The sequence below is a fragment of the Rhizobium sp. BK212 genome (assembly GCF_014197475.1).
GTDB classification, from domain to species: Bacteria; Pseudomonadota; Alphaproteobacteria; order Rhizobiales; family Rhizobiaceae; genus Rhizobium; species Rhizobium anhuiense.
Genome location: NZ_JACIFS010000005.1, coordinates 329,867 through 351,597, shown reverse-complemented (window position 1 = coordinate 351,597; position 21,731 = coordinate 329,867). Strand labels below are relative to the sequence as shown.

21 protein-coding genes are annotated in these 21,731 nt (G+C 61.5%); 6 read left to right on the top strand and 15 right to left on the bottom strand.

The genetic code is table 11. The annotated features are described in order from the left end of the window. Positions 1-7: 7 nt before the first annotated feature. From doeA to FHT79_RS18965, 9 genes are all read right to left on the bottom strand, one after another. Positions 8-1,189 (bottom strand): ectoine hydrolase DoeA, encoded by a 1,182-nt coding sequence (gene doeA, locus FHT79_RS19005; protein ID WP_183903934.1) that lies wholly within the window; start codon positions 1,187-1,189, stop codon positions 8-10. A 32-nt stretch (positions 1,190-1,221) separates the two neighbouring features. Continuing rightward, a complete protein-coding gene (eutC, locus tag FHT79_RS19000) occupies positions 1,222-2,214 on the bottom strand; it encodes an ectoine utilization protein EutC (RefSeq protein ID WP_183903933.1) in 993 nt (330 codons plus the stop codon). After that, positions 2,211-3,212: a hydroxyectoine utilization dehydratase EutB gene (eutB, locus tag FHT79_RS18995; protein ID WP_183903932.1), complete on the bottom strand. Its 1,002-nt coding sequence runs from the start codon at positions 3,210-3,212 to the stop codon at positions 2,211-2,213. The genes eutC and eutB overlap by 4 nt, the downstream gene beginning before the upstream one ends. A 4-nt stretch (positions 3,213-3,216) precedes the next feature. Next, positions 3,217-3,996 (bottom strand): ectoine utilization protein EutA, encoded by a 780-nt coding sequence (gene eutA / locus FHT79_RS18990; RefSeq protein ID WP_183903931.1) that lies wholly within the window; start codon positions 3,994-3,996, stop codon positions 3,217-3,219. A gap of 2 nt (positions 3,997-3,998) precedes the next feature. Further along, positions 3,999-4,658, bottom strand: a complete 660-nt coding sequence (ehuD, locus tag FHT79_RS18985) for an ectoine/hydroxyectoine ABC transporter permease subunit EhuD (RefSeq protein ID WP_183903930.1) — start codon at positions 4,656-4,658, stop codon at positions 3,999-4,001. Positions 4,659-4,662: 4 nt separating this feature from the next. After that, complete coding sequence (gene ehuC, locus FHT79_RS18980) at positions 4,663-5,322, bottom strand: ectoine/hydroxyectoine ABC transporter permease subunit EhuC (protein WP_183903929.1); 660 nt, start codon at positions 5,320-5,322, stop codon at positions 4,663-4,665. Between the two features lie 154 nt (positions 5,323-5,476). Then, positions 5,477-6,325 carry an ectoine/hydroxyectoine ABC transporter substrate-binding protein EhuB gene (gene ehuB, locus FHT79_RS18975; RefSeq protein ID WP_047619777.1) on the bottom strand — a complete coding sequence of 283 codons (849 nt, stop codon included), beginning with the start codon at positions 6,323-6,325 and terminating at the stop codon, positions 5,477-5,479. Between the two features lie 55 nt (positions 6,326-6,380). Then, entirely contained in the window at positions 6,381-7,166 is a 786-nt protein-coding gene (ehuA, locus tag FHT79_RS18970) for an ectoine/hydroxyectoine ABC transporter ATP-binding protein EhuA (RefSeq protein ID WP_047619687.1), read from the bottom strand. Between the two features lie 122 nt (positions 7,167-7,288). Further along, positions 7,289-8,674: a PLP-dependent aminotransferase family protein gene (locus FHT79_RS18965; protein ID WP_183903928.1), complete on the bottom strand. Its 1,386-nt coding sequence runs from the start codon at positions 8,672-8,674 to the stop codon at positions 7,289-7,291. A 101-nt stretch (positions 8,675-8,775) separates the two neighbouring features. Between FHT79_RS18965 and FHT79_RS18960 the strand changes: the two genes are divergently transcribed. The 5 genes from FHT79_RS18960 to FHT79_RS18940 all read left to right on the top strand — a co-directional run bounded on the left by FHT79_RS18960 (position 8,776) and on the right by FHT79_RS18940 (position 13,949). After that, positions 8,776-9,270: an Lrp/AsnC family transcriptional regulator gene (locus tag FHT79_RS18960; RefSeq protein WP_028758820.1), complete on the top strand. Its 495-nt coding sequence runs from the start codon at positions 8,776-8,778 to the stop codon at positions 9,268-9,270. Positions 9,271-9,390: 120 nt separating this feature from the next. Further along, the gene (locus FHT79_RS18955) at positions 9,391-10,887 is read left to right on the top strand and encodes an NAD-dependent succinate-semialdehyde dehydrogenase (protein WP_028758819.1); all 1,497 of its coding nucleotides are present in this window, start codon (positions 9,391-9,393) and stop codon (positions 10,885-10,887) included. Positions 10,888-10,917: 30 nt separating this feature from the next. After that, a complete protein-coding gene (locus FHT79_RS18950; RefSeq protein WP_028758818.1) occupies positions 10,918-12,297 on the top strand; it encodes an aspartate aminotransferase family protein in 1,380 nt (459 codons plus the stop codon). Positions 12,298-12,308: 11 nt separating this feature from the next. Then, a complete protein-coding gene (locus FHT79_RS18945; RefSeq protein ID WP_028758817.1) occupies positions 12,309-13,382 on the top strand; it encodes an alcohol dehydrogenase family protein in 1,074 nt (357 codons plus the stop codon). A 171-nt stretch (positions 13,383-13,553) separates the two neighbouring features. Beyond that, the gene (locus tag FHT79_RS18940) at positions 13,554-13,949 is read left to right on the top strand and encodes a DUF4112 domain-containing protein (RefSeq protein ID WP_028758816.1); all 396 of its coding nucleotides are present in this window, start codon (positions 13,554-13,556) and stop codon (positions 13,947-13,949) included. Between the two features lie 244 nt (positions 13,950-14,193). Here the strand turns inward: FHT79_RS18940 and FHT79_RS18935 are convergent, their stop codons facing one another. The 6 genes from FHT79_RS18935 to FHT79_RS18910 form a co-directional block, all read right to left on the bottom strand. After that, a complete protein-coding gene (locus tag FHT79_RS18935) occupies positions 14,194-15,231 on the bottom strand; it encodes a Gfo/Idh/MocA family oxidoreductase (protein ID WP_028758815.1) in 1,038 nt (345 codons plus the stop codon). Between the two features lie 161 nt (positions 15,232-15,392). After that, positions 15,393-16,178, bottom strand: a complete 786-nt coding sequence (locus tag FHT79_RS18930) for a ThuA domain-containing protein (protein ID WP_183903927.1) — start codon at positions 16,176-16,178, stop codon at positions 15,393-15,395. Positions 16,179-16,242: 64 nt separating this feature from the next. Further along, complete coding sequence (locus FHT79_RS18925) at positions 16,243-17,268, bottom strand: ATP-binding cassette domain-containing protein (protein WP_183903926.1); 1,026 nt, start codon at positions 17,266-17,268, stop codon at positions 16,243-16,245. An 11-nt stretch (positions 17,269-17,279) separates the two neighbouring features. Beyond that, positions 17,280-18,110 carry a carbohydrate ABC transporter permease gene (locus tag FHT79_RS18920; RefSeq protein WP_183903925.1) on the bottom strand — a complete coding sequence of 277 codons (831 nt, stop codon included), beginning with the start codon at positions 18,108-18,110 and terminating at the stop codon, positions 17,280-17,282. After that, entirely contained in the window at positions 18,110-19,096 is a 987-nt protein-coding gene (locus tag FHT79_RS18915) for a sugar ABC transporter permease (RefSeq protein WP_028758608.1), read from the bottom strand. Before FHT79_RS18915 ends, FHT79_RS18920 begins: the two co-directional genes overlap by 1 nt. 69 nt (positions 19,097-19,165) lie before the next feature. After that, positions 19,166-20,428 (bottom strand): ABC transporter substrate-binding protein, encoded by a 1,263-nt coding sequence (locus tag FHT79_RS18910; protein ID WP_183903924.1) that lies wholly within the window; start codon positions 20,426-20,428, stop codon positions 19,166-19,168. A gap of 268 nt (positions 20,429-20,696) precedes the next feature. Here FHT79_RS18910 and FHT79_RS18905 point away from each other — a divergent pair, with 268 nt between their 5' ends. Continuing rightward, positions 20,697-21,710, top strand: a complete 1,014-nt coding sequence (locus FHT79_RS18905) for a substrate-binding domain-containing protein (RefSeq protein ID WP_028758610.1) — start codon at positions 20,697-20,699, stop codon at positions 21,708-21,710. The last annotated feature ends 21 nt before the right edge of the window (positions 21,711-21,731 follow it).

Sequence of the window (21,731 nt, the reverse complement as noted above, 5' to 3'; positions counted from 1 at the left end):
CGCAGCCTCAATCCTTGACCATCAGCCTGCGCGGCACGTTCGCGAAGCACTCGACACCGCTCTCGGTGATGAGGATGCTCTCGGTCGTCTCGAATCCCATGTCGTCGAGCCAGAGGCCGGTCATGAAATGGAAGGTCATCCCGGGCTTCAGTTCCGTCCGGTCGCCCGGTCGCAGGCTCATGGTGCGCTCGCCCCAGTCCGGCGGATAGGAAAGGCCGATCGGATAACCGGTGCGGTTGTCCTTGACGATGCCGTATTTTTTCAGCACCGCGAAGAAGGCGTTGGCGATATCCTCGCAGCTATTGCCGGGTCTGGCGACCGCAAGACCGGCCTCCATGCCCTCCAGCGTCGCCTTTTCGGCATCGAGAAAGGCCTGCGTCGGCTTGCCGAGGAAGACGGTGCGCGACAGCGGCAGGTGATAGCGGTTGTAGCAGCCGGCGATCTCGAAGAAGGTGCCCTCGCCCGTCTTCATCGGCCGGTCGTCCCAGGTCAGATGCGGTGCGGATGCTTCGACGCCAGACGGCAGCAGCGGCACGATCGCCGGATAATCGCCGCCGATGCCGTCGACGCCGCGGGTGCCGGCATCATAGATTTCCGCGACCAGATCGCATTTGCGCATGCCGACCTCGATCTTGTCGAAGATGCGGGCATGCATCGCCTCGACGATGCGGGCGGCATTGCGCATATACTTGATTTCGGTCTCGCTCTTGACCGCGCGCTGCCAGTTGACGAGGGCGGTCGTATCGACGAAGCGCGCATTCGGCAGGTGCTTCTGCAGCGCCGCGAAGGCCGCCGCCGAGAACCAGTAATTGTCCATCTCGACGCCGATCGTCAGCTTGCCGAAGCCGCGTTCGGTGAGGATGCCCGAGAGATAATCCATCGGATGGCGTTCGGTCGATTGCACATAGTGATCGGGATAGCCAATGATGTTGTCATGCTTCAGATAGGCGGTGAACTTGGCGCCGTTGGCATCCTGGCCGCGGCCGAACCAGATCGGCTCTCCCTGTGACGGCACGATCACCGCCTGGTGCACATAGAAGGACCAGCCATCATAGCCGGTGAGCCAGGCCATGTTCGACGGGTCGCTGACGATCAGCAGGTCGACGCCCTTCGCTTCCATGGCACGCCGTGTCTTTTCCAGCCGCGCGGCATATTCGCCGAGCGAGAATTTGAGGTTGGGCTGGGTCATGTCTCTTCCCTTCTTTTCCGGCGCCGCGCCGGTCAGCTTTCGAACGTGGTCCCGGCCTTCGCCGCGCCGGCTCGGGCAAAGGCGAGGGTGGCGATGGCGGTGTCCTGAATGCCGGTCCCGGTCAGGTCCGCAATGGTGATCTGGTCGTTATCCGTCCGCCCCGGCGCCCGGCCGGCGACGATCTGGCCGAGTTCGGTGAAGACCGCATCGGCCGCGACCAGGCCGGCATCGATTGCGTGATGCAGCTCGCCGAGGCGCCGCGTTTGCTTCAGGCTGTCGGCGACGTAGAGGCCGGCAGCGGCGATGGCGGCCGGATCGATCTCGTTCTTGTGTTCGGCATCCGAGCCCATCGCCGTCAGATGCTGTCCGGGTTCCAGCCACCCCGCCTTGATGATCGGCATTTCCGACGGCGTGGTGGTGACGATGAGGTCGACGCCGGACACTGCTCCCCTGGCGTCCGATGTCGCGATGACGGGAAAGCCGAGTTTTCCGGCCAATTCCGCAGCCGTGGCTTGCGCCTTGGCGGCATCGCGCGCCCATATCCTTGCTTCGCGGATCGGCCGCACCAGCGTCAGCGCTTCGAGCTGCAGCCGCGCCTGCATACCGGCGCCGAAGATCGTGGCCACGGACGCATTTTGGCGCGACAGATGTTTCGCCGCGACAGCGCCGGCTGCTGCGGTGCGCACGTCGGTGAGATAGCCGTTGTCCAGCAGCAGTGCCTGCACCAGTCCGGTCCGGCTCGACAGCAGCACCATCATGCCGTTGGTGCTCGGCAGGCCGATCTGGGGGTTGTCGAAGAAACCGGGGCTGATCTTGATCGCGAAGCCCTCGATGCCGGGCACATAGGCCGTCTTCACATCGACTTCGCCCCGATATTCCGGAATGTCGAGCCGCAGGATCGGGGGCATGGCGACGGCCTTGGTCGCAAGCGCTGCGAAAGCCTCCTCGATGCAGGCGACCGCATCTCGGTCAAGCCCGATGACTTTCCTCAGTTCCGTTTCCGTCAAAATGATCATCCGGCTCATGGTCTCTCCTCGCCGTAGAGCGGCTGCGTCCCGTTGATCACCCGAAGGTGCTGCTCCATGTCGACATTCGCCCCGGACAAGATCGCAACGATGGGACCGCCGCCCCTGATTTTTCCGGCAAGCAGCGCGGCGATACCGACCGCACCCGCGCCTTCGACGACCTGGCGTTCGCAGGCATAGGCATGGCGCATGCCGGCGGCGATTTCCGTCTCGGTCAGCAGGATGACGTCGTCGAGAAGTTCGCGGCACATGGCAAAGGTGACGCGGTTGTCGAGACCAATGCCGCCGCCGAGCGAGTCGGCAAGGCTCGCCACTTCCTCGACCTGCACGGCCTGCCCCGCATCGAGGCTTGCCTTCATCGCGGCACCCTTCTCCATGGTCAGGCCGATCACTTTGGTCGTCGGACTGATGGCTTTGACCGCGGCCGCAACCCCCGCGGCAAGGCCGCCGCCCGAGAGCGGCACCAGCACGCTCGCCGCCTCCGGCAAGTCGTCGATGATTTCAAGCCCCAGCGTCCCCTGCCCGGCCACGACATCGGGATGGTCGAAGGGCGGCACCATCACCAACCCTTCCTCGCGGACCAACCGGTCGACTTCCTGCTGCGCCTCGTCCTGCGATATGCCGACGATGCGGACATCGGCGCCGAGACGGCGGATCTCCGAAACCTTGTTCTCCGGCACCAGCCGCGACATGCAGATGGTCGCGACGGCACCTTCGGTCTTTGCCGCATAGGCAAGCGCACGGCCGTGATTTCCGGTCGAGGCTGCGACGACGCCACGTACGCGCTGCGCCGGCGACAAGGACAGCACCGCATTGGTCGCCCCACGCAGCTTGAAGCTGCCGGTCGTCTGATGATGTTCGAGCTTGAGATGCACTGGCACGCCGGCCAATTCGCCAAGCGACGCGGACTGCACCATCGGAGTGGTGGTCACGCGGCCGGCAATCCGTCGCGCCGCCGCACGGATGTCCTCCAGCGAAACGGGCAAGGTGCTCACCATGACCTCAGCCTTCCCAATAGGACTTGGTCATCAACTGACCGAGTTCGGGCCGCGCCCGATCATCGCCGCAAAGCCTCAGACAGGACCAGGCCGTCGCCAGATTGCTGGTCACCACCGGCTTGCCGGTCTCACTTTCGATGCGGGCAGCGACCTGGGCTGCGCGCACCGCCGTACAGGAGATGAACAGCGCATCCGATCGCGGCGCCAGCGCCTGGCGCGCAAAGGCAAGGATCTCCTCCGGTGCGATCCGCGCCATCTCGCGATCATCGGTCAGGCCGAGACAGGTGAAGCGGTCGATCGCAAAACCGAGATCCGAAAAATAGTCCGCCATCGGCCGGCTGGTCTCGACCGTATAGGGCGTCAGCACCGAGATCCGTCTGGCGCCAAGCGCTTTCAGACCTTTCGCGGCGGCGGCCGTCGGCGTCACGACGGGAATCCCGGGCTTGGCCGCATGGATCGCCGCCTCGATGTTGCGATCGCCGATCACCACTGAGGCGGAGGTGCAGGAATAGACGATGGCATCGAGCGACTCGTCCGGCAGGAGCAGCGCCGCGCCTTGCGTCAGCGACGGCTGCATCTTCAGGAGGTTTTCGGGCGTGACCGGATTGGCATAGTGGATGCGGCTGACATAGACGCCGAGGCGATCGCTGGCGACCATGCGCTGGAAGTCGACTTCCGTCGTGTGGTCGGTCGCCAGAATGATCAGGCCGATGCGTTTTTCCAGCGGCCGATTCTCCAGTCGCGGCAGCCTGCCGGCAGGGATGATCTCAATCTCTACGGTCATGGTCAGTCATCCATCCTGGCGTAACGTTCCTCGAGCCAGCGCAATCCCACCACCGAGATCAGGCTGATGACGAGGAAGAAGACGCCGACCAGCGTCATCGGTTCGATGTAGCGGTAGTTGCTGTTGGCGATGCTCTTGGCCTGGTTCATCAGTTCGAGCACGGTGATCGCCGAAAGCAGCGGCGTCTCCTTGAACATGGCGATGAAATAATTGGCGAGTGCCGGGATCATCGGCGGGATCGCCTGCGGCAGGACCACGTGGATCCAGGCCTGGCGCGTCGTCAGATTTGTGGCCTTGGCCGCCTCCCATTGTCCGCGCGGCACATTCTCGATGCCGGCGCGATAGACCTCGGCGGTATAGGTCGCATAGTGAATGCCCATACCGATGACGCCTGCGACCAGCGGCGCCAGCCGAATGCCGATATCGGGCAGCACGTAGAAGATGAAATAGAGCTGCACCAGCAGCGGCGTGCCGCGGATGAATTCCGAGACGAAGCCGACCGTGCGCGACACGCCGGCGACCGGTGATCGCCGGGCAATCGCAAGAGCCAGGCCGACGATCATCGCGACGGCAGCGCCGAGGATGGTCGCGAGAATGGTGATCCTGAACCCTTCGAGAAGGGTCGGCATGATCTGCCAGACGAAGTCCCAATCCCATTCCATCCGATCAGGTCCTTATGCCGTCGAGGCTGCGCGCCATACGCCGCTCCAGCCAGCGCATCGTCGCGGAGATCGCCGAGGCTATGAGAAAATAGAGGATGAGGATCGTCGCAAAGGGCACCAGCGTATTGCCGGTCTGCGCCCGCACCACCTGCGCCTGGAACGTCATATCCGTCAGCGAGATCAGCGACACGACGGCCGTGCCTTTGAGAAGTTCGATCGCATTGTTGCAGAAGGTCGGCAGCATCAGCGGCAGCGCCTGCGGCAGGATGACGTGGCGCATGCGCTGGTATCGCGAAAGGTTGAGCGCGATGCAGGCTTCCGACTGTTCGCGCCCGACGGCCTTGACGGCGCCGCGCACCACCTCCGCCGCATAGGCACCGACATTCAGCCCGAGCGCCAGCACGCCCGCCTGCAGCGGCGTCAGGGTCAAACCCGCAAAAGGCAGCACGAAATAAACCCAGAAAAGCTGGACGAAGATCGAGGTGCCGCGGAAGAATTCGATATAGGCCGTCGCCAGAGCCCGCACGGCGAAGAAGCGCGACAGCCGGCCGAGGCCCGCCAGGAAGGCCATCACCAGTGCCAGCGCAGACCCCATGACCGTCAGTTCGAGCGTCACCAGGGCGCCCTCAAGGATCAGTGTCAGATAGCCGGACCATACCGACATCGGCAACTCACTTCCTAGAGCATGCCGCGCAAAACTGTGCAGCGGTTGCGATAACGACATGCGTAAAAACAAGGACCTAAAGCGCGACGCGCTTTAGGAGATCGTTCGGGGACAACCCGGCCATGCCGATGGCATGGCCGGCTGCCAACCTCGATTACTTCGCCGCGGCGCAGAGCTTTTCGCGGCTCGTCGACATCGCGGCCTTGGCCGAGAAGCCGTAGGGCTCGATGATCTTGGCGAATTCGCCCGATTCCTTCAGCTTCTTCAGCTCGACGTCGAAGGCGTCGCGCAGGGCGACGTCCTGCTTGCGGAAGGCAGCGCCATCGCAATAGACCGGCGCATTGACGACCGGAGCGACAGTTTCGAGGTTCGGATCGTTCGCCTTGGCCATCAGGTCATGGATCGACAGGACCGGCAGCGAGTAGACGTCGATGCGGCCGTCCTGCAGCATCTTGATGCCGCTCTGGCCATCGGGAACAACGATGACGCGGTCGCGCGGCACGCCGGCCTCAAGCGCCAGCTTCTCCTCGGTCCCGCCGCCCGGCGCGCCGATCTTGGCGTCCGGATTGTCGGCGATGTCCTTGTAGCTGGTCAGTTTCAGCGGATTGCCCTTCTTGAGAGCGAAAGCTTCGGCGTCGCAGAGGATCGGTTCGGAATAGGCGACGGCGGCGCAACGCTCGGGCTTCATGAAGAGGCCCGCGGTGATCGCATCGTGGCGGCCGGCCTGCAGGCCGGGGATCATCGCGCCATATTCCGAAATCGAGGCGACGACTTCCTTGACGCCGAGCTTTTCGAAGATGGCGCGCGCCACATCGGGTGCGGCGCCGGACACCTTGCCATCGGCGCCGACGGCGGTGAACGGCGGTTCGTTGGCAATGGCAATACGCGCAAAGCCCTGCTCCTTCAGCTGCTCGAGCTTGTCATCGGCAGCCGAGGCCGGGGCAGCTGCCGCAACCAGAAGCACCGACAGGCTGGCGGCGCTCAAAAAATATCCTGCTTTCATCGTTCCCAACTCCTCTGATTTTCCTTGACTTTGTTCTTGCGGGCAATGTCTGAGCTCAGACGCGGTGCCCCGCCGCAATGATCTTGCGCAGGAAGGTCTGCGTCCTCTCCTGCGTCGGATTGCGAAAGATGTCGCCCGGCTTGCCTTCCTCGACGATCTTGCCGCGGTCGAAGAACAGGACACGGTCGGCGAAATCATGGGCAAAGCCCATTTCATGGGTGACGAGCAGCATGGTCATATCGGTCTCGGACGCCAGCCGCCGCATGACGTTCAGCACCTCCTCGACCAGTTCCGGGTCGAGCGCCGAGGTCACCTCGTCGAACAGCATGATCTTCGGCGACAGCGCCAGCGCTCGGGCAATGGCAACGCGCTGCTTCTGCCCGCCGGAAAGCTGCGCCGGGACACTTCTCGCCTTGTCGGCCAGGCCGACCATGTCGAGAAGCTCCATAGCCCGTTTTTCGGCCTGCGGCCGCTTGATGCCCTTGGTCAGCATCGGCGCCAGCGTCACATTGTCGAGCACGCATTTGTGCGGGAACAGATTGAAATGTTGAAAGACCATGCCGATCTTTTCGCGCATGCGGTGCAGATGCCGCTCATCGGCCGGCACCAGCCCACTGCTGCCGGGCATATGGTAGAGCTGTTCGCCGTCGACCTCGATATGGCCGCCGCTGATCGTCTCCAGCGTCATCAGAATGCGCAGGATCGTCGTCTTGCCGGAGCCCGACGGCCCGATCAGCGCCAGCTTCTCGCCCGGCATGACATTCATCGACAGGCCGTCGAGTACGGTCAGTGGGCCGTATTTCTTGACGATGTTGTCGATGCGGATGATGGGCGGAAGCATTCATGTCTCTCCCTGTTGAGACAAGCAATGTCCTAACGATGACCGCCCATCAAAATCATGTCAATTCGTAAAATAATATCATGACAATTATTCTGCGCATGCCCAAACGCAAGGCAGTTGCGTCAGATCGCAAGCAGCAGCTCTTCCGGATTGCCTTGCGCCAATGAGGCGACGATCTCAAGCCCGGTCCGCAACTCGCTTTCCGTCGTCGAACCAAGCGAAATGCGCACAGCCGGCGTCCAGCCCTGATCGGTGGTATGGAAGGATTTGCCGGGCGCGATCGCCACCCCGCGCAGTCTTGCCTGCGATACGAACCCATCCTCCGTATGATTGCCGGAGAGCGGCAGCCAGACGTGCAGGCTTTGCGGATGCGCCCGGTAGGGAAGCCCGGCCAACATCTCCGCCGCGATCGCGTGCCGGCTCAAAAGGGCACGGCGCTGCCAGTTGACGAGTTCCATTGCCGTGCCGTCGCTGACCCAGCGGGTGGCGATCTCGGCCATGGCAGGCGTCGCCATCCAGTTGGACACGAGATGCCGGTTGGCGACGGCGGCGACATACCGGTCGGGCGCGGTGAGATAGCCGATCCGCAGACCCGGAACGGTGATCTTGGTGAAACTCGTGACGTAGAGTGTCCGCTCCGGCGCAAAGGCTGCCATCGGCGGCGCGCGGTTCTCGACCATCGGGCCGAGAATATCGTTTTCGATGATTGCGATATCATGCTTGGCGGCGACGGTGGCGAGCGCCTGCCTGCGCTCCGCGCTCATCAGCGCCGCCATCGGATTGATCACCGAGGGCTGCAGGAAAATTGCCCGGATCGGCCCCTTCCGACAGGCTTCATCCAGCGCTTCGGGGATCATGCCCTCCTCATCGATCGCCAGCCCTTCGAGATGCAGACCGAGATAGGTGGCGAGCGGAACCAGCGTATGGTGGCTGATCGCTTCGGTCGCAATCGTCGAGCCGGGCGGGGCAACGCTCATCAGCGCCACCGTCATTCCCGACGTCGCACCGTTCGTCAGGCTGATGTTCAGCGGCGATACCTCCAGCCCGCAGCGCGCCAGCCATTCCGTGGCGACGGTACGGTGGCGCGGAAACACCATGTTCGGCCTGAAGGAAAGGGCCGAACTGGAGGGCAGGTTTTCCGAAAGCCAGCCGAAGGCCTGCCGCAGCCTTTCCAGATGGATCTGCTCGCAGACCGGTTTCAGGATGGACAGATCGATCAGCTCGCCCAGCCGTTCCGGCAGGTAGGGCGGTTCCGGCTCGCGCGGGCGCGTCTGGACGAAGCTGCCGCGTCCAATCTCGCCTGATATCAGCCCCCGCCGGATCAGCTCGTCATAGGCGCGGCTGACCGTCTGCACCGAGAGATGCAGATCATCCGCCATCTTGCGGTGCGGCGGCAATTGCGTGCCATCGGAGAGCTTGCCGTCAGTGATCGCGTTTGCGATCTGCTCGGCAAGCGAGAGATAGGCCGGCCGGCGGAGTTGCGAGGGATCGGGGCGCCACTTTGTCATGATTTCAACACTGCTGAAAATCAGTTCAATTGACAATGCCAAAATGCGCTTCCATTGTCTTTTCCCTGCGTTTGAAATGATTTCTTTCTAAAGAAAGCACCATGAAGCTCGACGCCATCGACCTGCGCATTCTCGACGCCGTCCAGCGCGACGGCCGCATCACCAAGCTGGCGCTGGCCGAAAAGGCCGGACTGTCGCCGACGCCTTGCTGGATGCGGCTGCGCAAACTCGAAAAGGCCGGTGTTATCACCGGTTATCACGCACGCGTCGCGCCACGACGCATCGCGCCGGTCGCCAGCGTGATGATGGAAGTGACGCTCGCCAATCATCGCCAGGCGGATTTCGAACGCTTCGAACGCGCCATCAGCGCAATCCCGGAGATCGTTGCCTGCTGGTCGGTCGGCGGCGGCGTCGATTACATCCTGAAGATCATCGCACCCGATATCGACGCCTATCAGCGGCTGGTCGACGGGCTTCTCGATCGCGAACTCGGCATCGACCGCTACTTCACCTACATCGTCACCAAGACGGTGAAGGAGGAAACAGTCCTTCCAGTCTCTTCCTTCGCTGCGGCCGGCGAAGAGACCGCGTCGTAGACAATCTCTCTGCCAGGCCGCCGTTCTTTAGACCATCTCTCTCTTTTCGCATCCGCCAACAGACAATCTCTCGCCAGCTCCCGTGGAAGACTGATGTCAACCGCCACGAGGAGACTGGACATGAGCGCTGTTTTTGCCCGCCCCGCCTACCATGACGCGCTGTCTCGGCTTGCCGACCGTCATCTCCTGCGCGATCTGGCCTATGTCGGCGGCCGCTGGATCGCCGGCAAATCAGGGAAAAGCTTCGAGGTCACCGATCCCGCCTCGTCGGCGACGCTGGCCTGGGTGGCAAGCCTTGGCGCCGATGAGACGGCGGTGGCGATCGATGCAGCGTCGGAGGCTTTCGCCGCCTGGCGAACGATGCTGCCACAGGGGCGCGCACCGATCCTGCGCAAATGGTTTGAGCTGATGGTCGCAGCCAGGGAGGATCTGGCCCTGATCATGACGCTCGAACAGGGCAAGCCGCTCGCGGAATCGCGCGGCGAGATCGATTACGCCGCCTCCTTCGTCGAATGGTATGCCGAGGAAGGCAAGCGGCTGAACGCCGAGAGCGTCACCAGCCACCTGCCCGACGCGGAAATGATCGTCCGCCGCGAGGCGCTCGGCGTCGTCGGCATCGCCACGCCCTGGAATTTTCCCTCTGCCATGCTCACCCGAAAGGCTGCGGCCGCGCTCGCCGCCGGTTGCACGGTCGTTGCTCACCCCTCTTCCGAGACGCCGCTTTCAGCACTTGCCCTTGCCGAGCTCGGCGAACGCGCCGGTATTCCGGCCGGCGTCTTCAACGTCGTCACCGGCCACGCCGCAACGATCGTCGGGCGGATGTGCGCCGACAGCCGCTTGCGTGCCATGAGCTTCACCGGCTCCACCGGCATCGGACGTCTGATCGCCGCCCAGTGCGCGCCGACCCTGAAGCGGCTGGTGATGGAACTCGGCGGCCACGCCCCGCTGATCATCTTCGATGACGCCGACATATCAAAGGCGGTCGAGATCGCCGTCAACGCCAAGTTTGCCACGTCAGGCCAGGATTGCCTCGCCGCCAACCGCATTTTCGTCCAGCGGCGCATCGCCGATGCCTTCACCAAAGCCTTTGCAGGCCGCATTGCCGAACTGAAGCTCGGCGCGGGGCTCGAGGATGGCGCCGAGATCGGGCCGCTGATGCATGAACGCGCCGTCGCCAAGGTCGAGGAGCAGGTCTCCGACGCGCTGGCGCGTGGCGCACAGCTGGTCACCGGCGGCAAACGCCACAAGACAGGCCGGCTCTTTTACGAGCCGACGCTGCTGACCGACGTGCCGGCGGATGCGCTGGTCATGCGCGAGGAGACCTTCGGGCCGGTGGCGGCGGTTGCCACCTTCGACACGGAGGAAGAGGTCATCGCCCGCGCCAACGATACCGAATATGGTCTCGTCGCCTATGTCGTCACGGAAAATGGCGCCCGCCAGCTGCGGCTCGGCCGCGCGCTGGAATACGGCATGGTGGCGATCAACCGCGTCAAGATCACCGGCGGGCCCATTCCCTTCGGCGGCTGGAAGCAGTCGGGCCTCGGCCGCGAGGGCTCCCGCCACGGGCTCGAGGCCTTCACCGAGCTCAAATATCTCTGCATCGACACGGCCGCTTGAGCCGCTCCATTTCAAGAAAGAGGCTACGACATGCTCGACAGAAGCAACGAACTCACCGCCTGGGACCGCGATCATTTCTTCCACCCATCGACCCATATGGGCGCGCATGCCCGCGGCGAGACGCCGACCCGTCTCATCGCCGGCGGCGAAGGCGTCTACATCACCGACACGACGGGCCGCAAAAGCCTCGACGCCTTTGCCGGCCTCTATTGCGTCAATGTCGGCTACGGCCGCCAGAAGATCGCCGACGCGATCGCCGAGCAGGCGAAGAACCTCGCCTATTACCACGCCTATGTCGGCCACGGCACGGAAGCTTCGATTACGCTGTCGAAGATGATCATCGACCGCGCGCCCGCCGGCATGAGCCGCGTCTATTTCGGTCTGTCGGGCTCGGATGCCAACGAGACCAACATCAAGCTCATCTGGTACTACAACAACATCCTCGGCCGTCCGGACAAGAAGAAGATCATCTCGCGTTGGCGCGGTTATCACGGCTCCGGCGTCATGACCGGCAGCCTCACCGGCCTGGCGCTCTTTCACAACGCCTTCGACCTGCCGCGCGCACCGGTGCTGCACACCGAAGCGCCCTATTATTTCCGCCGCCCTGACCGGTCGATGAGCGAAGAGCAGTTCTCGCAATATTGCGCCGACAAGCTCGAGGAGATGATCATCGCCGAGGGTCCGGAAACGATCGCCGCCTTCATCGGCGAACCCATCCTCGGCACCGGCGGCATCGTGCCGCCGCCGAACGGCTACTGGCAGAAGATCCAGGCCGTGCTCGACAAATATGACATCCTGCTCGTCGCCGATGAAGTGGTCACCGGCTTCGGCCGTCTCGGCACGATGTTCGGCTCGAACCATTACGGCATGAAGCCGGACCTGATCACCATCGCCAAGGGGCTGACCTCGGCCTACGCTCCCCTTTCGGGCACGATCGTCTCGAACAAGATGTGGCAAGTTCTGGTACAGGGGTCCGATCAACTGGGGGCAATCGGTCACGGCTGGACCTATTCCGCCCATCCGATCTGTGCTGCGGCAGGCATTGCCAATCTCGAACTGATCGACGAACTCGGCATTGTCGAGAATGCCGGCACGACCGGCGCCTATTTCCGTTCGGAACTGGAAAAGGCGGTCGGCGGCCACCGCAACGTCGGCGAAGTCCGCGGTGACGGGCTGATGGCCGCCATCGAATTCGTCGAGGACAAGGACGACCGCACGTTCTTCGATGCCGGCCGCAAGATCGGCCCTCAGGTCGCATCCGCCCTGCTCGAACGCGGCGTCATCGGCCGCGCCATGCCGCAAGGCGACATCCTCGGCTTCGCCCCGCCGCTTTGCCTGACGCGCGAGGAGGCCGACATCGTGGTCAAGGCCGCGGCGGATGCGATCGAAACCGTCTTCAAGAACATTTGAGGGAGATCAGCATGACGATCCCCGAAAAGATGGCAGCCGTCTTGCTCACCGGCCATGGCGGTCTCGACAAGCTCGTCTATGACAGGGACGTGCCCGTCCCGACGCCCGCCGATGACGAGGTTCTGATCCGTGTCACGGCCTGCGGCATGAACAATACCGACGTCTGGGTCCGCCAGGGCGCCTACGGCACAGAGGACGATCCATCGGCGGTCTCCACCTGGCGCAGGCAAGGCAACACGCTGACATTCCCACGCATCCAGGGCACCGATACGGTCGGCCATATCGTCGCCGTCGGCGCCGGCGTTGATCCCAAACGCATCGGTGAACGCGTCGTGGTCGACTTTTCGATCTACAACCGGGACGACGATAGCCTCACCGACATCGATTACATGGGCCATGGCCGCGACGGCGGTTATGCCGAGTTCATGGCGCTGCCGGCTAAGAATGCCCATGTCGTCGCAACCGATCTGACCGACATCGAACTCGCCACTTTCTGCTGTGCCTATCTGACTGGCGAGCGCATGCTGGAACGGGCAAGATTGTCGGCCGGCGAACGCGTGCTCGTGACCGGCGCTTCAGGCGGCGTCGGCTCGGCGATCATCCAGCTCGCGCGCGCTCGCGGCGCGATCCCGATCGCCGTCGCAGGTCCCGGCAAGGAGGCGGCGATGCTCGATATCGGCGCCGAGGCGGTGGTGACCCGCGGCAAGGGCGACCTGGTCGAAGCCGTCCATGCCGCCAGCCACGGCCAGCCGATCGATGTGGTCGCCGATCTCGTCGGCGGACCGCTGTTCAACGACCTGCTGAAGATCCTGCGTCCAGAAGGCCGCTACTCGACGGCTGGCGCCATCGCCGGCCCGGTCGTCCAGCTCGATTTGCGGACCATGTATCTGAAGCAGCTGGAACTGCATGGCTCGAGCCAGGGCAGCCGCGCCGACTTCCGTCGGATCGTCGGCTATATCGAAAGCCGGAAAATCCGGCCTCTCGTCGGCGGCGTCTATCCACTGTCGGAATTCCATCGCGCGCAGACCGATTTCATGGCGAAGAACTTCGTCGGCAAACTGGTCGTGGTTCCCGACGAGAGATGATCCTTGCTTTCGCGGGCGAACCTTATCGGGTTTGCAGCGTTTCAAGGCAATGGAAAATCATGATGGCGCCGGCCCTTCGTTGCGTCGGACTATTTCGCGGCGATGCGACCAAATCGCTCCCACGCCCCCACTCGAGGGGGCGGAGCGATCGCGCGCGCCAAAAGGCTGCTGATGCCAGCTTCCGCCAGCGCGAAACACCTGACGTCTATCGAACTTGGACGAATTCGGCGCGCTGTCAGCATAGCGCGGCTGATGGATACCGCAGTCCGATTGCCTGTCATCGGCGTGCGTATCGGCGCGGACTCAATTCTCGGCCTTATCCCGGCCGTCGGCGACATTGCCGGATCCCTGATCGGCCTTTTCATCATCGATGAGGCGAGACGCCTCGGTATTCCCACCCATAAGCTCGCCCGTATGGCCGTCAATCTCGGGATCGACGCCGCCGGCGGAACGGTTCCCCTGATCGGCGATCTCTTCGACGTCTATTTCAAGTCTCATCGCCGAAACGTCGGTATCATCCTCGACCACTTTGGGATTAGCGAAGACGAGCTTAACCGGCGAGTCTGACGGCCGACGTCCCTTTGCAACTTCCCCTTCGAGGAATTTGTGCGAGCTGTCGGCGCCGGTTCCAACGAGGCCGCGCAGCCGGTGCTGTCGCCTTAAGACGACGAGCAACCAGCAAAAGTGGGCACTAGAGCGGTTCAGCTTTTCATTGAAGCGCAGAACCGCTCTAACTTTTTGTTTTTACGCAATTCCGGACTGAAAACCGCTGCGCACTTTTCCTGGAATTGCTCTAGCTCGGCGCCTTCGCTTACAGTTCAGCCAGAACGCCTGCCGTCTTCACTGCGTGATCAAGAACGAATTGCAGCTTGGCGGCGTGGCCGAAACCAGGCTCATCCGGCTGCCCCTTCTGCACGGCATTTGCAAATCGCTGGAAATTGGTGATAACCGGTTCGACCTCGATCTTACGCCAGATTGCCTTGTCGGCATCGGGACCTTCACAGGCCCTGAGCGTCGAACCTTCCGGCGTGTGCACCAACTCCAGCGCGCCCTTGTCTCCATGCAGGCGCAGGCGCAATTCGTTCAGATGACCAGTCGCCCAGCGCGTTGCGTGGATGACACCGGCGGCACCGTTTTCGAGTTCAGCCATCATCAGGAAACTGTCATTTGCATCGAGCTCGTACTCCCCGATCCGATTTCCGGGGCTCTTGTCGAACACCTTGAGATGCGATGCGGCTGCCTTGACGTCACTTCCGGCGGCAAAAACCGCGAAGTCGAGAATATGAATACCGACATCGCCCAGCACGCCATTGGATCCGTGCTTTGTCGACAGCCGCCACAGCCATTGCGATTCCTTGGTCCAGTCGCCCCACGCCTTTGAGACCAGCCAGCTCTGGAGATAGGACGCTTCGAAGTGGCGGATCGCGCCGAGGCGTCCGTCCAGCACCATCTTGCGCGCTGCTTGCAGCGGCGCAACATTGCGATAGGTAAGGTTTACCATCGCAACCTTGCCGGACGCAGCAGCAGCGTCGGCCATCTCTTTAGCTTCGCGGTAGTTAACCGCCAGCGGCTTCTCGCAGAGGACATGCTTGCCGGCGCCGAGTATCTTCATTGTCGTGGAATAATGCGCGCGATCCGGCGTGACATTGGTCACGGCGTCAAACTCTCCCCAGGCAAGGGCGTCATCAAGTGACGTGAAAGTAAGTGGGATATCATGCCTGAGCGCAAAGGCCCGCAGCCGGACCTCGTCCGTATCGACAGCAGCAACAATTTTTACGTCGGCGATTTCGGAAAAATTCATGGCATGGGTGTTTGCCCATCCTCCGGTTCCGAGAATGATCAAGCGCATTTTTGTCCTCATAGTCGTTTATCGAAATCATCAGCACCAAACCGTCGTCTTTCACGAGCGCCAGATGGTCTTGCCAAATGGTGAGCGACGGCTGTCAGCTCAGCGTTTTCCCGGGCCGAACGCACCCGTGGCGTCCACGCCCAAGGAAGGTGTTCAGGTCCTCAGCGGTAACCGGCTTCGCCGGCTTGGTGTAGTTTCGGGCCGCGTTCGACGATCGGCTCCAGTGCTTTTTCTACCGGCACATTTGGAGCGTCGGTGATACCCGTCAACGAGCCCTCAGGGTTATAGGCCCACTTCACGCCGTTGATCAGCACCTTCTGGACATTGACGTCGTGATAGGTTGGGTAAGTCTCGTGGCCGGGGCGGAAATAGAAGATGTTGCCGGCGCCACGGCGCCAGGTCAGGCCCGAGCGGAACACTTCGCCGCCCTGGAACCAGGAGATGAACACCGTTTCGAGCGGTTCCGGCACCGAGAACTGCTCACCGTACATTTCCTCGTTCTCGAGCTCGAAATGTTCGCCGATGCCGGCGGCGATCGGATGGCGCTGGTTGATCGTCCACAGACGCTCGCGCTCACCCGCCTCGCGCCATTTCAGCGCGCAGGGCGTGCCCATCAGCCGCTTGAAGATCTTGGAGAAATGGCCGGAATGCAGCACGAGCAGCCCCATGCCTTCCCAGACGCGCTTGGCGACACGCTCGACGACGACATCGGAGACCGCGCCATGATCCTTGTGGCCCCACCAGGTCAAGACATCGGTTTCGGCAAGGCGGGCTTCGCTGAGGCCGTGTTCCGGCTCCTGCAGCGTCGCCGTCGTCGCCGAGATGCTGGGGTCGGCATTCAAAGCGTTGGCGATCGTCGTGTGCATGCCTTCGGGATAGATGCCCCGGACGATGGCATTGGTATTCTCGTGGATATTCTCTCCCCACACAACGGTGCGAATGGTCACGTCGTTCTCTCCTTATAGTTTAAAAATGGATCGAGTCCTGGGAAGAACATCGACCTTGGGAACATCAGGCAGCCCGAATGGAGGCTCGCTCAAGCGAACGGCCCGACCGGTCGAAACGGTGGATGTGGCCGGCAAGCGGCGCAAGGCCAAGCGTTTGGCCGGGCACGTGGCGGGAGACACCGGCTTCCCGCACGATGAGCGGCTCATCCGCCCCGATATCCACATAGACGAAGCTATCAGAGCCGAGGATTTCAGAATGGATGACCGTGCCGTTCCAAACGGGCGACTCGGGCGTGATGCGAACATGCTCGGCGCGCACGCCAATCGTATGGCTATCATAGGCTTGCGCCAGTTCGCCCGAGAGGAAATTCATTTTCGGCGAACCGATGAAGCCGGCAACGAAGACCGAATTTGGGCTTTCGTAAAGTTCCAGCGGCGTGCCGATCTGCTCGACGACGCCGTCCCTCAGCACGCAGATCCGATCGGCGAGTGTCATGGCCTCGACCTGGTCATGGGTCACATAGACCATCGTCGTGTTGTTCATGCTGCGATGAAGCTTCGCAATTTCCAGCCTCGTCGCGACGCGAAGCGCCGCATCGAGGTTCGACAGCGGCTCGTCGAAGAGAAAGACCTTGGGATCGCGTACGATCGCCCGGCCGATTGCGACGCGCTGACGCTGCCCGCCGGAAAGCTGTCGCGGCAAGCGGTCTAAGTAGGGTGAGAGCTGCAGCATACCGGCGGCCTGTTCGACACGCTGGCGGCATTCGCCTCTGGTGCTCCCGGAAAGTTTCATGCCGAAAGCCATGTTGTCGAAGACCGTCATATGCGGGTAGAGCGCGTAGGACTGGAACACCATGGCGATCCCTCTCTTCGACGGCGCGTGCTGGTTCACCGTCTTGTTGTCGAAGGAGAGGGTTCCCGAGGTGATGTCCTCGAGCCCGGAGATAAGCCGCAGCAGCGTGGACTTGCCACATCCCGACGGCCCCACGAACACCATGAACTCGCCCCGGCGGATGTCCATCGTCACGCCTTTGATAACCTCGAAAGCGCCGAAGCTCTTGCGGATATTCTCCAGTCGGATTTCTGCCATGTCCTACTCCCTCAACCCTTGACGCCGCCGGCGGTCAGCCCCGAAATGATCCGGCGCTGGAATATCAAAACAAGCACGACAACCGGCACGGTGACGATCACTGAAGCCGCCATGATGTTGCCCCAGGGGATCTCGAATTCGCTGTTGCCCGAAAGCAGGGCGATCGCAACCGGGACGGTTCGCTGCGTATCCGACGATGTGAACGTCAGCGCAAAAAGAAACTCGTTCCAGGCGGTGATGAAGGCGAGCAGTCCGGTCGTCACCAGCGCCGGCCACATCAACGGCATGAACACCTGGGTGATGATGACCCAAGGTGAAGCGCCATCGACGATCGCCGCCTCTTCGATCTCGATCGGCAATTCGCGCATGAAGGTCGTCAGCACCCAGACGGTGAAGGGGAGCGTGAAGATCATGTAGGAAAAGATCAGCGCGAAGGGGGTGTTGAAGATGCCGATCCAGCGGATGAGTTCGAAGAGGCCCGCAAGAACGGCAATCTGCGGAAACATCGACACCGAGAGGATGGTCAGCATCAACAGTGCCCGCCCGCGGAAGTGTACCCGGGCCAAAGCGAACGAAGCGGTGATCGAAAGTAGCAGCGATGCTGAAACCACGACGCAGGCGATCATCGCGGAATTCGCCAGACTGCGGACGAAACCGCCCTGGCCCATCACGGACGTGTAGTTGCCGAAGGAGATCGAGGTCGGCCAATAATCGACTTTGAAAAGGGCCGTGCCGGTCTTCAGGCTCGTGAGGATCGCATAGTAGAACGGAAATACCGCAACGATGACGATGATTGTGACGAGCAGGTAGAAGAGCGTATTCTTGACGATCGAAAGCAGCATCAACGTTCCTCCCCGCCGAGCTTGACGCGACCGAGCCAGATATAAAGGACGGTTACGGAGGCAATAATGAGGAAAAGCACCGTTGACGCGGTGGCGCCGTAGGCGAACTTGTCGAAGTCGAAGAGGTTCTCGCGCGCCATGACCGACATGGTCTTCGTCTGCGCATTGTTGGGCGTCAGAACATAGATCAGGTCGAAGATGCGCATCGCATCCAGCATCCGGAAGATCACGGCAACCATGATAGCCGGTCGGATCAGCGGCAGCGTCAGACGCCAGAAAACCTTGACCGGATTGACGCCGTCGATCTTGGCAGCCTCATAAATGTCTCCCGGAACCATCTGTAGTCCCGCAAGAATCAGAAGCGCCATGAAGGGCGTCGTCTTCCAGACATCGACGATCAGCACTGCGATCATCGCCGTTTCCGGATTGGCGGTCCAGGCAATCTTCTCACTGATAAGACCGAAGCCGAGCAGAATATCGTTCAGGATGCCGAACTGATCATTGAGCATCCAGGCCCACATCTTTGCTGAGACGATGGTTGGGATCGCCCAAGGAATGAGGATTGCGGCCCGTACGATCCCACGCCCGACGAACCGTGCGTTCAGCACCAAGGCGACGATCAGGCCGAGCACGGTCTCGATTACCACCGAAAGGACGGTAAACTTGGCAGTGTTCCAGACGGCGTTCCACCAGACCGGATCGGCAAGCAGCCCGCGATAGACGGTCCTTCCGCTCTTCAGCGTCACCCACGACAAATAATTGTCAAAGCCGACGAACTGCGCATTGCCAAGGTCGTTCAGCGACGCATTCGTAAAACTGAAATAGATCGTTCTGAACAGCGGCCAGCCAGCGACGATTGCCAAGATCAACAGCGTCGGCGCCAGAAACATCCATGCCGATCGGATGCGCTCGGACCGCAGCTCCGTGGAGGATCTGAAATGGGAAACCCTGGGCTTGACTGCTTGTGGAACTACGATTTCGCTCATGCAACGACTATCCCTCGCTAGCTCGTCCGAAGACCGGACCGGCGGCCTGACAGCCGCCGGTCGGAATACTCACCAAGCGTCGCCCTTGAGGGTCGTTAGGTCGGCTTCGAGAAGCTCGAGGTTCTCGGCAGCTGAGCCGCTGCCTGACAAGGTATTGTGCACTGCAGTCCAGAACTTCGAGGACACCTCGTTGTATTTCACCTTGGCCGTCGCCGAAGGGCGTGGCACCGCGTCCTGGAAAATGGGTTTCCAGTTCGGCATGAAGGGCTGCGCGGCAGCAACATCCTTGTCGTCATAAAGATCCGTCAGGGTCGGCAAATTGGACAGTTCGATGGCACGTGCCTTTTGAACGTCCTTCGACGCCAGGAATTTTACGAGCGCGATGGCTGCGTCCTGCTTTTCGGAATATTTCGAAACCGCCAGGTTCCAGCCGCCGAGTGTCGAAGACGGCTTATCGCCGACGGCCGCAACCGGTAGCGTCATCACGTCGAACTTGCCCTTCACCGCGCTGTCGGCACCGTTTCCGAGAGAATAGGCATACGGCCAGTTGCGCATGAAGACGGCGTTGCCGGTCTGCCAGACGCCGCGCGATTCTTCTTCCTGATATGCGAGCACCCCTGGCGGCGAGATCGTGCCGATCCAGCCCTTGGCCCGCTCGAGCGCTGCTGCCGCCTTCTCGTTATTGATCGAGATGGTCCCGTCCGGCTCGACGATCTGGCCGCCGCCGGACGACTTCACCCATTCCAGTCCGTTGCAGGTCAGCCCTTCGTAGGAATTGCCCTGGAAGACGTAGCCCCAGAGGTCCTTCTGTCCGGCCTGGCGTTCTTTATCCTGGACCTCTTTGGCTGTCGCAGCCATCTCGTCCCAGGTCTTCGGCGGCTGTTTTCCATACTTCTCGAGCAGGTCCTTTCGGTAAAACAGCGCCGGAGCATCGGTAAACAACGGCAGCGCCACAAGCCGGCCATTGACAGTCTGAGACGCGATGATCGACGGGAAGAACTGGCCGACCACGTCCTTGGCTGCCTCCTTCAGATCGACGAACTGCTCTGCAAGCTGCGGCGCCCAGATGACATCGGTCTGATAAACATCGACGTCCTTGTTTCCAGCAGCAAGCCACAGGCGATATTGGGAAAACTGTTCGCTGCTCGATGACGGCATGGTGACGAGCTTGACATGATTGCCGGTATTCTTCTCGAAAATTGCAAGCTGCTTGTGAAGGAATTCGACGTTTTTGCCAGTGGTATTTGCGGCAAACGAAATTTCAGCGGCACGGACAGAGCCGGAAGCGATGGCAACGCTGAGTGCGGACAAAGCTAGAGCAAACTTTTTCATGATCTCCTCCCAGAAATTGAAATCGATTTGGCAACCAGACCATTGCAGAAGGCCGCAGAGGCGTCAAGCCATTAAGATTGTCGATCTTCAGTTGTATTATGATGGGAAAATGCCATATATACAGCGATTAGAGGTATTTCTTGACCTCGTGAGCAAAGATTCAATGTCAAGAAATTGAAATCGATTTCAATTTTTGCCGGATTGGCACTTGCCCGTTGCGCATCGCCAACGCTTCGTCCATTGATTGCCGGGACAAAGAAGACATTCGATGAAACTTCGCGAATTTGCAAAGCAGCTTGGGCTCTCACCGACGACGGTCAGCCGTGCGCTCAGCGGCTATCCCGAGGTGAGCGAGGCCACGCGCGCCCGGGTTGCGGGCGAAGCAATGCGGCTTGGCTATCGCCCCGATATCAATGCCGTGCGGCTAAAGACCGGGAGAGCCGGGGCGATAGGCGTCATGATGGGGCGTTCGGGAGAAATCCATTTCGCTGAATTCATATCGGGGATGGCGCAGCGCTTGGAAACGGCCGATACCGATATTCTCATCACGCCTATTACCGCGCACAATGATGACGACGAAATGCAGGCCTACCGACGCCTGGTCGAAAGTCGCCGAGTGGATGCAGTGATCATTCATTCGCCGCGCCCCAAGGACCCGCGGATCGAGTTGCTGAACAGCTTGGGCCTGCCTTTCCTGGTTCACGGCCGCTCGGAGACCGAGCACGTTCACGCGTGGCTCGATATCGATAATGAAAATGCCGTGCGTAGAGCCACCGAACACCTGTTCGATCTCGGGCACCGGCGCATTGCCATGATCAACGGCCTGCGGGGCAAGACGTATTCGATCCATCGCGAACATGGTTTTCGGATTGCCCATCAGGAGCGTGGGCTCGTCGTCGATCCCAACCTGATGGTCTGCGATAAATTCTCCGACGAGAGCGGCTTTCGTCATGCCCGCTCTTTTCTGGAGAGCGCGAATGCGCCGACCGCCATCGTTGCCGGTTCCACGATGACAGCGCTTGGTGTCTACCGTGCCGTCCGTTCGCTTGGGATGACGGTGGGTCGGGATGTGTCGGTCATCGCCCATGACGACGTCTTCCCTTATCTGACGGCAGAAAGCATGGTGCCGTCACTCTCGACAACACGATCGTCCATGCGTGCCGCGGGCACGCGATGCGCTGAGCTAACGCTACAGCTTATCGCTGGACGTGCCGTGGATGAGGTTCACGAATTGTGGCCAGTCGAACTGATCCTGAGGGAAAGTACCACCCCGCCGCCCTGACGGAGAGCAACCTCTCGATAC